Source organism: Salinilacustrithrix flava, assembly GCF_041228405.1.
Lineage (GTDB): Bacteria > Actinomycetota > Acidimicrobiia > Acidimicrobiales > Salinilacustritrichaceae > Salinilacustrithrix > Salinilacustrithrix flava.
Genome location: NZ_CP133888.1, coordinates 2,729,123 through 2,742,422, shown reverse-complemented (window position 1 = coordinate 2,742,422; position 13,300 = coordinate 2,729,123). Strand labels below are relative to the sequence as shown.

Sequence of the window (13,300 nt, the reverse complement as noted above, 5' to 3'; positions counted from 1 at the left end):
CCCTCCCCTAGGTCCCGGCTGAGCGGGCCGCCTCGATCGTCTGGGCCACCCCGTCCTCCAGGCCCGTCCACGGCTCCCACCCGAGCAGTGTGGCGGCGCGGCGGGGGTCGGTGACGACCTCGCCCGGCTCGTGGGCCCGGCGCTCCCCCGGCACCGCCGGGCAGTCGACGCCGGCGACCCGGGCGACCGTCGCGTGCAGCTCGGACACCGTGGTCGCGATTCCGGTGCCGACCTCCACCGTCGCCCCGTCGGCGTGCCCCATGGCCCGGACGAGGGCGTCGACCGCGTCGTCGACGTAGAGCAGGTCCCGGGTCTGGGTGCCGTCGCCGTGGACCACGCAGGTCTGGCCGGCCAGGACACGCTGCACGAACACGGCGACGACGCTGGACTCGGTGGCCGGGGTCTGCCGCGGGCCGTAGACGGTGGGCATCACGACGGTGGTGTGGGTCAGGCCGTGGCGGTCCTGGTACGCCGCCAGGTACTCGTGCACGGCACGTGCCGGGATGCCGCGGATGACGTCGGCCTGGGCGCGGGCGCCGGCCACGCAGACGACCTTGCGAGCCCCTGCGGCCACGGCGGCGTCGAGCACGTGCACGGTGCCGGCGACCTCGTGCACCACCTGGGTCGTGGCCCGTCGGGCCGCCTTGGCCGTGGCGCCGGCGAGGTGGATCACGACCTCGGGGTGGCGGCGCTCGACGAGGGCGGCCAGGCCGTCGTCGTGGACGTCGGCCTGGTGGATGCGCAGCGCCCCCGCCTCCTCGTGGCGGGCCTGCTCGCGGGCCGCCGACAGGTTGGCGAGCGAGCCGGTGGTGAGGTCGTCGACGACCTCGACGTGGTGACCCTCGGCCAGGAGCCGCTCGACCAGCGCGGAGCCGATGAACCCGGCGCCGCCGGTCACGAGGACCTCCACTGCCAGCCCCCGGTCGCCCGGCTAGGAGTCCGCCGGGACCCGTTCGCCCGTGAGGCGCGCCGACGGCTCGATGTCGACGTCGGCGCCGATCACCGTGAGGTCGAGCAGCTCGGCGCCGGCCCGGACCGTGGCCCCGGCCCCGACGATGGAGCGGTGCACGCGTGCGCCGGCCTCGACGGTGGCGCCGTCGAGCACCAAGGCCTCGGTGAGGGTGGCGTCCTCGCCGATGCTGGCCCGGGCCCCGACCACGGAGCGCTCCACGTGGGCCGAGTCGGCCACGAAGGCCTCCGGGTGCACGCTGGAGCCCTCGGCCGGCAGGAGGTCGAGGTTGGCCTGGAGGTAGGTCTCGGGCGTGCCGGCGTCCAGCCAGTAGGCGTTGCCGTCGAGGGCGTAGAGCGAGCCGTCCTCGACGAGGCCGGGGAACGTCTCCCGCTCGACCGACACCTTGCGGCCGACGGGGATGCGGCCGAGCACGCTGGGCTCGAGCACGTAGGTGCCGGCGTTGATCGCCTTGCTGGGCGCCTCGTCGGCGGGGGGCTTCTCGATGAAGGCCTCCACCTGGCCGGCGACGTCGGTGACGACCACCCCGTAGCGGGACGGGTCCTCGACCGTGTGCAGGGCGATGGTGGCCTCGGCGCCGGAGGCGTCGTGGAAGCGGATGAGCCGGGTGACGTCGAGATCGGTGAGGACGTCGCCGTTGACCACGACGAAGCGCTCGTCGATGCCGGCCTCACCGGCGGCGAAGCGGATGGCGCCCGCGGTGTCGAGGGGCTCGTCCTCCACCGCGTAGTGCAGCTCCACGCCGGCGCAGGTGCCGTCGGGGTAGGCCTCGAGGAACGTGTCGGGCTTGTAGCCGAGCGACAGCACCGCCTCGGTCACCCCGTGCTGGGCCAGCTGGCCGATGACCCGCTCGACCATCGGCACGTGGCCGACGGGCAGCAGGTTCTTGGGCGTGGTCAGGGTGAGGGGGCGGAGGCGGGTGCCGAAGCCACCGACCAGGATGACGGCCTTCACGAGCCGTCGTCGGCCGTGGTGGGGGTCGACGAGGTGGTCGACTCGTCCGCACCCTCCTCCTCGGTGGTCTCCTCGGTCTGGTCGCCCTCGGCGGGCTCGTCCTCGCCGGTCGGCTCGCCGAAGTCCTCGTCGAGCTCGGCCTCGTCGGGGATGTCCTCGGGGTCGACGCCGAGGTCGGAGCCGACGCTCGCCAGGTCCTCGAGGCTCGGCGGCGCCGGCAGCTCTGCGCCCTCGGGCGCGAAGGCGATCGTGTACGCCATGCCGTCGTCGTCGAAGCGGATCGAGCCGAAGTCCTCGGTGACGACGCGGTCGGGGTCATCACCCTCGGAGGCGGCGAGCGCGGAGTCCCACACCGCGACCTGCACGATCGGGTCGCCATCGACCCCGTCGCAGGAGTCCTCGCCCTCGACGTAGGTCTCGCCGCCGGGCACGCCGAGGCGATCGTCGCTGAGCTCGTCGCCCCCGCCGAGCACGGCGCCGGCGTCGAGGAACCAGTTCACGAGGGTGGCGTTCTCGCCGGCGCGGGCCGGGGAGAACGGGTGCACGTGGATCAGGCCGTCACCGTGGGTGTGGTTGCCGCCGTTCTGCGGGGCGGTGAACTCGGGCAGATCGGGCACGAAGGTGTCGCAGACGTAGATGCCGTAGGCGGAGTGCCAGTGGTCCTCGAAGGCCAGCGGCGCCTCGAGGGCCTCGGCGGTGCGCTCCTCGCGTGCGTACACGACGAGCAGCGTGCCCAGGATCACCACGGCGGCCAGCGCCGCCGGGAAGAGGATGTTCCGCTCGCCCGCAGCGCGAGCGCGGCCGCCACCGGCCTTCGCGGCCCGTGCAACCTTCTTGTTCGAGGAGGCCTTGCCCATAGCCAAACGACGTTACAGGGCAGCTGTCACCGAGCGGTAAGCGAGGAGGAGCCCCTCGGCGGTCCGCCGGGGGGTGTAGGCCCGGGCCCGCTCCAGCCCGGCCTCGACCATCGAGCGTCGCCACTCGGGGTCTTCGAGCACACGGTGGACCTCCACGGCCAGCTGGGCGTCGTCCCCGTGAGGGATGACGGCGCCGGCGTCGGCGACCAGCTCGGGCGCGGCGCCGGCATCGGCCACCACGACCGGCACGCCGCAGGCCATCGCCTCGAGGACAGGATGGGCGAAGCTGCCGTAGACGGCCGGGTACACCACGACGGCTGCGTGCTCGAACAGCGCGGAACGGACGGCCTCGGACACCGCGTCGAGTCGGACGACCCGCTCCTCGAGGTGCAGCTCCTGGATCGCCTCCTGGACCTGGCGCTCGGCCGGGCCTTCCCCGCCGATCAGGACGAGCGTGGTCTCCTTGTGGCGCGCCGCCAGGTGGCGCATCGCCCGCACCGCGACCAGGTGCTCCTCCTGGGGCTTGGTGCTCGCCGGCAGCAGCACGATCTGGCCGATGATCCCGCGGCGGGCACGGATGTTCTCGATCGGCGCCGCCTCGCCGTGGGGTGGCAGCGGCCAGGGGACGACGGAGATCCGGGACTCGTCTGCGTGCAGGGTCTGGACCAGCCGGTCCCGGACGAACTCGGACGGGACGATCACCGCCGCGGCCTGGGCGACGGCGCGCGGGACCATCCGGCGGTGGTAGAGCACGCGGAGCCAACCCACGCCGCCGGGTCGCTCGATCGGGGTGAGGTCGTGCACGGACAGGATGCGGGGCAGGTCGACCGAGCCGGGGGCGGTACCGCCGGCGTCGTGGAGGAGGTCGAGCCCGGCCCTGCGCACGGCCAGCCGCAGCCAGCTGTGCTCGGCGGCCACCCGCACGGTCGCCGATGCCGGCGGGAACGGGAAGGTGTGGGTCTCGAAGGCGGCCGCCAGGGCGGGGCGGGCCTTGATCAGGGACCGGGAGGCGAACAGCACGATCTCGATGTCGTCGGGCGGCTCGGCCCCGACGGCCGTGAGCGAGTCGAGCAGGGCGTGGTCGGCGTGGTGGAGCTCGGCCGGATCGATCCGGCACAGGTTCACGCCGACGCGCAGCCGGGTCATGCCAGGACCTCCTGGTAGCCGGCGACGGCCAGCTCGGCGGCTCGCTCCCACGTGCGCTCACCGGCGCGCGCCGAGCCGGCCTCGATCAGGCGGGCGCGGAGGTCGGCGTCGTCGAGCACGTCGGCGAGCGCCCCGGCGATGGCGTCCACGTCGAGGGGGTCGACGGTGAGCGCCGCTCCCCCGGCGGCCAGCTCAGCGGTCGAGGTGCCGGCCGACGTCACGACCGGGCATCCCAGGGCCATGGACTCGAGCACCGGCAGCCCGAAGCCCTCGAACAGGCTCGGGTAGCACGACGCGACCGCGCCTCGGTACAGGGCATCACGGGTCCGGAGATCCACGAACCCTGTCATCGTCACGTTCCGCGCCGAAGTTGACAGATCTCTCTCCTCCCCCCATCCGCCGGGCCCGATCAGCACGAGCTCGACGTCGTGGCGCGCAAGGCGTGCCCAGGCCTGGAGCAGGCGGCGCAGGTTCTTGCGGGGCTCGAGCGTGCCCACGCAGACCACGTAGCGGCCCGGCAGGCCGAAGCGGGCGGTGACCTCGGCCACGTCTTCGGCGCTGGGGTCGGTGACGGTGCACCCCCACGGCACGAGCCGCAGCCGGTCGCGCTCGATGCCGGCCGCCACGCAGTCCTCGAGGGTGGCCTGCGACGGCACCTGCACCTGCGCGGCATGCGCTCGCGTCAGGGTGAGCGCTCGGTGGAAGAACCGCCGCCCCTGGCGGCTGAACAGCTCGGGGTAGTGGACGAAGGCGAGGTCGTGGACCGTCACCACCAGCGGCGCCGCCGTCGCCGGGATGGCACCCCCGACGGCGTGGCAGACGTCGACGGCTCCGGTCGCCCGCTCGATCCGGGGACGGCGGAGCGCGTGCCACGTCTCGTGGAGCAGGCGCCGGGGCAGCGGCAGGTGGTGGACCGGCACCGTGGGCCGCCAGGCGGGCGGCGGCGGTCCGCTGTGGCGGGCCGCGACACCCACCACGTCGACCTCCGGGCGTGCATCCAGCGCTGCGGCGAGGTCGATCATGGTGCGCGCCGTCCCACCCGGCACCTCGGCCCAGCACTGCTCCAGCGGTATCGCGACGCGCATCGGGGCAAGTCTCGCACCCGACCTACACTCCGTCGCCCATGCGCGTCCTGCTCGACGCCCGGCCGCTGCCGGGCCACCGCCTGGGCGTGGCCCAGTACGTGCTGCGCCTCGCCGAGCACGCGGCCCGCCTGGTCGACCTCGAGGTGCTGGCCAAGGCCAGCGACGAGGCGGACTTCCCACCGCCAGTGCACGTGTCGCGCGACCTGCCCCGCCCGCTGCGCCTCGCGGTGGAGCTGGCCCTGGACGGGCGGCGCGTGAACCGGCTGGCCCCCGACGTCTTCCACGGCGTGCACTACACGCTGCCGCGCGGCCTGCGGGTGCCGGCGACCGTGACGTTCCACGACGCCACCATGCTGACCATGCCCGAGGTGCACGAGACCAGCAAGCGGCTGTACTTCCAGCGGGCCATCCCGGCCGGCATCGCCCGGGCCGATCAGGTGATCTGCGTCTCCGAGTCCGCCCGCCAGGGGGCCATCGAGCACGCCGGCGCCGACCCGGCTCGCACGCACACCGTCCCCCTCGCCGTGGACCACGACCGCTACCGCCCGGCCGCCGGCGACCGGCCGGCCGAGGTGCGCTCGATCTGCGACGGGCCGTACCTGCTGTGGGTCGGCGCCCTCGAACCCCGCAAGGACGTGCCGACGCTCATCCGGGCGTTCGAGCTGCTCGCCGGTGAGGTCCCCCACCACCTCGTGCTGGTCGGCCCCGACGCCTGGGGCGCGGAGGCCATCACCGACCGGATCACCGCCTCCCCCGTGCGGGATCGCATCGTGCGCACGGGCTGGATCAGCGAGGACACCAAGGCCGACCTGTACCGCCACGCCGACGCCTTCGCCTACCCGTCGCTGGCCGAGGGCTTCGGCCTCCCGGTGCTCGAGGCCATGGCCTGCGGCACGCCCACCGTCACCACCACCGGCTCCGCGCCCGAGGAGGTCGCCGGCGATGCCGCGCTGACGGTTGCGCCGGGCGACGCCGAGGCGCTGGCGGCCGCCATCGGGCGCGCCCTCGGCGAGGAGTCGGCCCGCCTGCGCGTCGACGGACCGGCCCGCGCCGCCCGCTACACCTGGGAGGACACGGCCGCTCGAACCGTCGAGGTCTGGAGGCGCGCGTGCGCGTGACCGCCATCGTCGTCAACTACAACTCCGCGCCCGACATCTTCGAGTGCCTCGACTCGCTGCGGGCGAGCGACCACCCCGTCGAGCTGGTGGTGGTCGACAACGCGTCGAGCGACGGCAGCGTCGACCAGCTCGCTGCGCTGGACGATGTGCGCCTGGTCCGATCGGCTCGCAACGTCGGCTTCGGTGGCGGCGTGAACCTCGGCGTGCGCACCGTGGACGCCGACGGGGCCATCCTGCTGGTGAACCCCGACGCCACCCTGGCCCCCGATGCCGTGTCGAGCCTGGTGGCGACGCTCGAGGCCCACCCGCTCGCCGCCGCGGTCGGTCCGCTCGTCGCCAACCCCGACGGCACGGTGCAGCCGTCCAAGCGGATCTTCCCGAGCTGGACCCAGGCCGCCATGCACTCCACGATCGGGGTGTTCTGGCCCGGGAACCCCGGCACCCGGGCCTACGTCTGCGCCGATGCCCCCGAGGACCGGCCCAGCCGGGTCGGCTGGCTGTCGGCGTCGGTGCTGCTGATCCGGGCCGCGGACTTCCGCGACGTCGGCATGTTCGACGAGCGGTTCTTCTTCTACGTCGAGGACCTCGACCTGTGCCGCCGCTTCGCGGACGCCGGCAAGGAGCTGTGGTTCGAGCCCCGGGCCGAGGCGGTGCACGCCTGGGGTGGCAGCACCCGCAAGCCCACCAAGCAGCTGTGGCAGCACCACACCAACCTGTTCCGCTACGTGCGCAAGCACTCCCACGGCTGGCGGTCGGCGAAGCTGCCGATCGTCGCCCTCGGCCTGTCCGCCCGCTTCGCGCTGCTGTTCGCCCGCATGAAGCTGCTGCGCCGACGGCTGCCCGCGCATTCCGGCCACGCCCGCAAGGGCTGATGCGTTCCGTGGTCGCTGCCAGATCGTTCTGGCAGCGACCACGGAACAGCAGCGGTGGTGCTACTCGCCGGACCAGTTGGGCTGGCGCTTCTCGGCGAAGGCGATCGAACCCTCGATGGAGTCCTTCGAGGAGAAGATCTTGCCGGCGAGGGGACCCTGCTCGGCCCAGCCCTCCTCCTCGGTGCGACCGGCGGAGTTGCGGATCATCTGCTTGGAGGCGGCGATGGACAGGGGCGCGTTGGCCGCGATCCGCTCGGCCAGCGCGATGGCCTCGTCGAGCACCTGGTCCTGGGGCACGACCTTGCTGACCAGGCCGTAGTGCTTGGCCTCCTCGGCGCTGATCGGATCACCGGTGAGCGACATCTCCATGGCGACGGCGTAGGGCAGGCGGCTGGGCAGGCGCACGAGGGCGCCGCCGGCGGCCAGCAGGCCGCGCTTGACCTCGGGCACGCCGAAGCTGGAGCCCTCGGCCGCGACCAGCAGGTCGCACACCAGGGCGAGCTCGAGGCCGCCGGCCAGCACGGGGCCGTGGACGCCACCGATGAGGGGCTTCTGCCACGGCTGGTTGTAGATGGCGCCCATCGAGGCGGGCGGGCCCTTGGTGGCGAACTCCTTGAGGTCCATGCCGGCGCAGAAGTTCTTGCCGTTGGCGGTGAGCACACCGGCCGTGAGCTCGCCGTCGGCGTCGAGCTCCTCGAGCGACGCCTTCAGGGCGTCGGCCAGCTCGGCGTTGAGCGCGTTGCGCTGGTCGGGGCGGTTCAGGGTCATGACCAGGACCCGGCCTCGGCGCTCGGTCAGCAGGACATCGGACACGTGGGGTGCTCCTTCAGGAGTCGGCAACGGACGTTGCCAAGGTACGCGCCGCTACACGAGTCGGGCGAAGTGCTCGATCGTGCGCTGCAGGCCCTCCCGCAGGTCGACCTCGGGTTCCCAGCCCAGGAGCTCGCGCGCCTTGGTGATGTCGGGCTTGCGCTGGGTCGGGTCGTCCTCGGGGAGCGGCTCGTGGACGATCTCCGACGACGACCCGGTGAGCTCGAGCACGAGCTCGGCCAGCTCCACCATCGTGAACTCACCCGGGTTGCCGATGTTGATGGGCCCGATCTGATCGGAGTCGAGCAGGGCGAGGAACCCGGCGACCTCGTCGTCGACGTAGCAGAACGACCGGCTCTGGCTGCCGTCGCCGTAGATCGTGATCGGCACGCCCTGCAGCGCCTGCATGATGAAGTTGGAGACCACCCGCCCGTCCTTGGGCCGCATCCGGGGGCCGTAGGTGTTGTGCGCCATGACGCCGCCACCCGCCCAGAAGTTCTCTCTGCCGGGCACGCAGAAGTCGTAGACGAGCGGTGTGGCCTCGACCGGTTCGATCGAACGCACCGCAGCCCAGACCAGGTCTCCATCACTCGGGCACTGCATCGTCTGGCGGACGCCGCGATGCCACTCCAACGGGCTCCATGGCTCGACTCGCGGGACGGTGATGCGCCAGAACGGGAAGCGGCGGTCGCCGCTCACCGCACGGTTGGTCGTTTCGTAGCGGCCGACCGAGGGGCAGATGCCGAATCGTGCGAGAGCGACGACCAGATCGTCCTTCAGGGCAACGCTGGTCGTGGAGAACTCGTGGCGAACCGCTTCTTCGTACTTCGCGCCCGAATGCACGCCGTCGCCTTCTCGGTAGCCCTCGATGACATGCCCGAGCCGTTCGAGCGGAAGGCCCAGGATCCAGCCCGGGATCGTCCGCGGACCGGGCCCGAACCCGAGGTGACGGAACAGCGTGAGGAGCAGCGATGCATTGACGCGGAGAGCCGCAGATCGCTTCGAGGAACCGTGCGTCCTGGTGACCGGGAGCCCCAGCTGTCGGTCGAGGACCTTCTCGACGCGATCGAGCAGGTGGTCCTCGCACGACCAGATGACGCAGTTGGTCTTCGGAGGGTCTTCGACCCACGTGCCCTCGGCGATCCACAGGCCCATGGCCCACAGCAGCTCGTCATCGAGGTGGACGAGCTCCGGAAGCTCGTGGGACCTTCCGCTCGTCCGCCGCCGGACCCGAGCCCCAACGGGGACGTCGAGACCCAGCAACCGCAGCGCGGCCAACGGCAGCTGGTCGCGGTCTCGGTGCCGAGCGATCTCACCCCACAGGATCGACCTCCACACGGGTGACTCTGGCCTCCGGCGGGCCTCCAGGAGGTCGAAGAGCTCTCGACGGCGCTTCCACGCCACCTCCCCGAGGCCCTCCGCCCGGACCAGCAGCTGCCAGGCGTCGCCGCCAGCGGCGTCCCAGACGTCTGTCATGCGCACGAACGACCGATCGCGCTCAGGTACCTCGATGCGCCTGGCAACCGCTACCCGGTCATCGAGCGTCAGGTCACAGACCGGCTTCGCAACAGGTGCCCCGTCGGCTCCCCGGACGAACAAGCTGTGATCACCGGTGACCCGGAGCGATCGGCCATATTGCGTTCGGACCTCGAAGCACGGCGCCTCCGTCGGGTGACCGACGAAGGCCGATGCCTCCGATGATCTGACCCTGCCATCGCCACCGAACGCGGGGACACTCCAGCCCTCGAGGTCGACAGCGCCGTCGAGCCGCGCGGCCACTTCATCTGCTCGGCAGCGATGGAGGACCTCGCCGTCGTCGAAGAGGACCTGCTCATCACCCAACACCGAGTTGAAGATGCGCACGATCCGCACGTCGAGCCCGTGGTGGGAGTGGTACGCCATCGTGATCGCCTCGGCGAAGCGCTTGGCCTCGTCGTAGACGCCACGGGGCCCGACCGGGTTCACGTGCCCCCAGTACTCCTCGGTCTGGGGGTGGACCTGGGGGTCGCCGTAGACCTCGGAGGTGGAGGCGAGGAAGAACGTGGCGCCCTTCTCCTTGGCCAGGCCCAGGCCGTTGTGCGTGCCGAGGGACCCGACCTTCAGGGTCTGGATCGGCATCTCCAGGTAGTCCTTCGGCGACGCCGGCGAGGCGAAGTGCAGCACCGCGTCCACCGCTCCCGGGACCCAGATGAACTTCGAGACGTCGTGCTCGACGAAGGTGAACCCCGGGGTGCCGAAGAGGTGCTCGATGTTGGCGACGCTGCCGGTGATGAGGTTGTCGAGGACGACGACCTCGTCACCGCGCGCCAGCAGCCGGTCGCAGATGTGGGAGCCGAGGAAGCCGGCGCCGCCCGTGACGACGATGCGGGCCACTCAGCGCCGCCCGATGCCGCGGAAGGTGAACCCGCGGCGGATGAGGGCGGAGCGGTCGAGCAGGTTGCGGGCGTCCACCACTGCGGGCGTGGCCATGCGGGCCTTCACCTCGCCCAGGTCGAGCCACTTGAACTCGTCCCACTCGGTGAGCACCAGCAGCACGTCGGCGCCATCGCAGGCGTCGTAGGGATCGGCGACCACCTCGATGCCGTCGAGCTGGTGGGAGACCGCCGGGTCGTAGGCCCGGACCTTCGCGCCGCGAGCGGCCAGCCGGCCGAGCACCTCCAGCGACGGCGACTCGCGCAGGTCATCCGTGCGGGCCTTGAACGTGAGGCCCCACGCCGCGACCTGCTTGCCGTCGACGTCGCCGTCCATGAGCTCGATCGCCTTCTCGGCGGTGCGGTCGTACTGCTCGTCGTTGACCTGGATGACGCCCTTCAGGAGGTGGAAGTCGTAACCGCCCTCCTCGGCGATCTTGACCATCGCCCGCGTGTCTTTTGGAAAACAACTTCCGCCAAAGCCCGGTCCCGGCTTCAGGAACTCCGAGCCGATGCGCTTGTCGTAGCCGATGCCCAGGGCGACGTCGTTGATGTCGGCGCCCACCGCCTCGCAGATCGCGGCGACGGCGTTGATGAAGGAGATCTTCGTGGCCAGGAACGAGTTGGCGGCGTACTTGATGGTCTCGGCCGAGGCGGGGTCGGTGACGATGAGCGGGGCGGCCACGCCGAGGTAGAGGGACGCGACCTTGATGGCGGCGGACTGGTCGTCCGCGCCGATGACGATGCGGTCCGGGTTCATGAAGTCGTGGACGGCCGAGCCCTCGCGGAGGAACTCGGGGTTCGAGACCACGGCGACGTCGTCGCGGCCGAGGGCCCGCTCCACGACGCGGGTGGAGCCGACCGGCACCGTCGACTTGTTGACCACGACAGACTCCGACGGCAGCACCGGGGCGATCTCGCGCGCCGCCTGCTCGATGTAGGACAGGTCTGCGGAGCCGTCCTCGCCCTGGGGGGTCGGGACGCACAGGTAGGCGAACTCGCAGTCGGCCGCCGCGGTGGCGGCGCCGAGGACGAAGGTGAGCCGACCCGACTCCAGGCCCTCGCGCACGATCTCGTCGAGGCCGGCCTCCAGGATCGGGATGTCGCCCTGCTTCAGCCGCTCGACCTTGGCCGCGTCGATGTCGGCGCACACCACGTCGTGGCCCAGGGCGCTGAAGCACGCCCCCGTTGTCAGGCCGACGTAGCCGGTGCCGATGATCGCGATCCTGCTCATGTCCGCTCCTCCGCCGACGATCAGCCCAGCAGGGCGTCCACGACCTGCTGCAGCGGCTCACGGTAGTGGCGCAGCGGTGGGAGGCCCGAGAGGCGCAGCGCCCGGTTGTCGAGCACCGAGTTCGCGGGGCGTGGTGCCGGCCGGGGCGGGTCGAGGTCGGCGGTGCGGATCGGGCGGACCTTGTCCGGGTCCTCGCCTGCGGCCTCGAGCACGTCGCGCACGAACTCGTACCACGACACTGCGCCGGCGTTGGTGACGTGGAAGAGCCCCGGGACCCGTTCGACGGCGAGGGTCCGCAGCATGCCTGCCAGGTCGGCCGTGGCGGTCGGGCACCCGCGCTGGTCGTCGACGAAGGCGAGCTCGTCCCGGTCCCGGAGACCGAGCACCGTGGCCACCATGTTCGGACCGTGCGCACCGAAGATCCAGGACGTGCGCACGACCGCCGCGCCACCGCCGGCGTGCACGGCGATCTCGTGCTCGCCGGACCACTTGGAGGCGCCGTAGACCGACTGCGGGTTCGGGCGGTCCCACTCGTGGTACGGCACGTCCTTGGTCCCGTCGAACACGTAGTCGGTGGAGACGTGGACGAGGTGGGCGCCGGAACGACGGCACGCATCGGCCAGCCAGCGGCACGCCAGCGCGTTGTCCCGGTGGGCGCGCTCGGGGTCGGCCTCGCAGGCGTCGACGGCGGTCCAGGCGGCAGCGTTGAAGACGACGTCGAAGCCACCGTCGAGCACGGCGGCATCGACCGCGGCGCGGTCGCCGACGTCGAGGGTGGAGCGATCGGCGGCGACGACGTCGTCGCCCGCCTCCTCGCAGCGCCGGACGAGGTCGGTGCCGAGCTGGCCGACGGCGCCGGCGACGAGCACCCGCATCAGGGTGCGGTCCCGTCCCGCAGGGGCTTCCACCACCACTGGTTGTCCCGGTACCAGGCGACGGTGGCTTCGAGGGCCTCGTCGAGGGTGCGCCGGCGGGTCCAGCCGAGCTCGGTGATCTTGGTGATGTCGACGGAGTAGCGGCGGTCGTGGCCGAGGCGGTCCTCGACGTAGGTGACGAGGGATTCGTCCTTGCCGGTGAGGGCGAGCAGCTTGTCCACCAGCACCCGGTTGGGGGTCTCGTTGCCGGCGCCGATGTTGTAGATCTCACCGGGCGTGCCGTCGGTGAGGACGAGGTGGACGCCGGCGCAGTGGTCGTCGACGTAGATCCAGTCCCGCTCGTTGAGGCCGTCGCCGTAGAGCGGGATCGGGCGGTCCTCGAGCAGGTTGGTGGTGAACAGCGGGATCGCCTTCTCCGGGTACTGGTAGGGCCCGAAGTTGTTGGTGCAGCGGGTGACCCGCACGTCGAGGCCGTGGGTGGCGTGGTAGCTGAGGGCGAGCAGGTCCGAGCCGGCCTTGGAGGCGCTGTAGGGCGAGCGGGGCTCGAGGGGGTCGCCCTCCCTGGAGGATCCGGTCTCGACCGATCCGTAGACCTCGTCGGTGCCGATGTGCACGACCCGGTCGACCTCCAGGCGGCGGGCGGTGTCCATGACGACGTTGGTGCCGAAGCAGTTGGTGATGACGAAGTCGTCGCTGCCCTCGATGGAGCGGTCGACGTGGCTCTCGGCGGCGAAGTGCACCACCGCGTCGCAGCCCCGCATGGCGTCCTCGAGGGGGCCGGGATCGCAGATGTCGGCGTGCACGAAGGAGTAGCGGGGGTCGTCGTCGACGTCCTTGAGGGTCGACAGGTTCCCGGCGTAGGTGAGGGCGTCGTAGACGACGATCTCGTCGTCGGTGTTGGCCAGCACCCAGCGCACGTAGTTCGAACCGATGAACCCGGCACCGCCGGTCACGAGGAGTCGCACGAC

At 71.9% G+C, this 13,300-nt stretch carries 11 protein-coding genes and 2 pseudogenes; 2 read left to right on the top strand and 11 right to left on the bottom strand.

Annotation, left to right across the window (positions count from 1 at the left end):
• Window positions 1-7: 7 nt before the first annotated feature.
• The 5 genes from RGQ06_RS13455 to RGQ06_RS13435 are packed head-to-tail and all read right to left on the bottom strand — an operon-like array spanning window position 8 to window position 5,012.
• On the bottom strand, window positions 8-910 hold the full coding sequence (locus tag RGQ06_RS13455; RefSeq protein WP_432428720.1) for an NAD-dependent epimerase/dehydratase family protein: 903 nt from the start codon (window positions 908-910) through the stop codon (window positions 8-10).
• Window positions 911-931: 21 nt separating this feature from the next.
• Window positions 932-1,924, bottom strand: a complete 993-nt coding sequence (locus RGQ06_RS13450) for a sugar phosphate nucleotidyltransferase (RefSeq protein ID WP_432428719.1) — start codon at window positions 1,922-1,924, stop codon at window positions 932-934.
• Window positions 1,921-2,781, bottom strand: coding sequence for a hypothetical protein (locus tag RGQ06_RS13445; RefSeq protein ID WP_432428718.1), 861 nt, complete (start codon window positions 2,779-2,781; stop codon window positions 1,921-1,923). Before RGQ06_RS13445 ends, RGQ06_RS13450 begins: the two co-directional genes overlap by 4 nt.
• 12 nt (window positions 2,782-2,793) lie before the next feature.
• Window positions 2,794-3,927, bottom strand: a complete 1,134-nt coding sequence (locus RGQ06_RS13440; RefSeq protein ID WP_432428717.1) for a glycosyltransferase family 4 protein — start codon at window positions 3,925-3,927, stop codon at window positions 2,794-2,796.
• The gene (locus tag RGQ06_RS13435; protein ID WP_432428716.1) at window positions 3,924-5,012 is read right to left on the bottom strand and encodes a glycosyltransferase family 4 protein; all 1,089 of its coding nucleotides are present in this window, start codon (window positions 5,010-5,012) and stop codon (window positions 3,924-3,926) included. The genes RGQ06_RS13440 and RGQ06_RS13435 overlap by 4 nt, the downstream gene beginning before the upstream one ends.
• A 38-nt stretch (window positions 5,013-5,050) precedes the next feature.
• Between RGQ06_RS13435 and RGQ06_RS13430 the strand changes: the two genes are divergently transcribed.
• Both RGQ06_RS13430 and RGQ06_RS13425 read left to right on the top strand, forming a co-directional pair.
• The gene (locus RGQ06_RS13430; protein ID WP_432428715.1) at window positions 5,051-6,130 is read left to right on the top strand and encodes a glycosyltransferase family 4 protein; all 1,080 of its coding nucleotides are present in this window, start codon (window positions 5,051-5,053) and stop codon (window positions 6,128-6,130) included.
• Window positions 6,127-7,002, top strand: coding sequence for a glycosyltransferase family 2 protein (locus tag RGQ06_RS13425; protein WP_432428714.1), 876 nt, complete (start codon window positions 6,127-6,129; stop codon window positions 7,000-7,002). The genes RGQ06_RS13430 and RGQ06_RS13425 overlap by 4 nt, the downstream gene beginning before the upstream one ends.
• A gap of 60 nt (window positions 7,003-7,062) precedes the next feature.
• Here RGQ06_RS13425 and RGQ06_RS13420 read toward each other — a convergent pair whose 3' ends face one another.
• The 6 genes and pseudogenes from RGQ06_RS13420 to rfbB all read right to left on the bottom strand — a co-directional run bounded on the left by RGQ06_RS13420 (window position 7,063) and on the right by rfbB (window position 13,297).
• A complete protein-coding gene (locus RGQ06_RS13420) occupies window positions 7,063-7,815 on the bottom strand; it encodes a crotonase/enoyl-CoA hydratase family protein (protein WP_432428713.1) in 753 nt (250 codons plus the stop codon).
• 51 nt (window positions 7,816-7,866) lie between these two features.
• A pseudogene (locus RGQ06_RS13415) lies at window positions 7,867-8,280 on the bottom strand (NAD-dependent epimerase/dehydratase family protein); the annotation flags it as partial.
• A gap of 6 nt (window positions 8,281-8,286) precedes the next feature.
• A pseudogene (locus RGQ06_RS13410) lies at window positions 8,287-10,185 on the bottom strand (GDP-mannose 4,6-dehydratase); the annotation flags it as partial.
• Window positions 10,186-11,457: a UDP-glucose dehydrogenase family protein gene (locus RGQ06_RS13405; RefSeq protein ID WP_432428712.1), complete on the bottom strand. Its 1,272-nt coding sequence runs from the start codon at window positions 11,455-11,457 to the stop codon at window positions 10,186-10,188.
• 20 nt (window positions 11,458-11,477) lie between these two features.
• A complete protein-coding gene (gene rfbD, locus RGQ06_RS13400) occupies window positions 11,478-12,365 on the bottom strand; it encodes a dTDP-4-dehydrorhamnose reductase (protein ID WP_432430674.1) in 888 nt (295 codons plus the stop codon).
• Window positions 12,332-13,297, bottom strand: coding sequence for a dTDP-glucose 4,6-dehydratase (rfbB, locus tag RGQ06_RS13395; RefSeq protein WP_432428710.1), 966 nt, complete (start codon window positions 13,295-13,297; stop codon window positions 12,332-12,334). Before rfbB ends, rfbD begins: the two co-directional genes overlap by 34 nt.
• Window positions 13,298-13,300 lie beyond the last annotated feature (3 nt).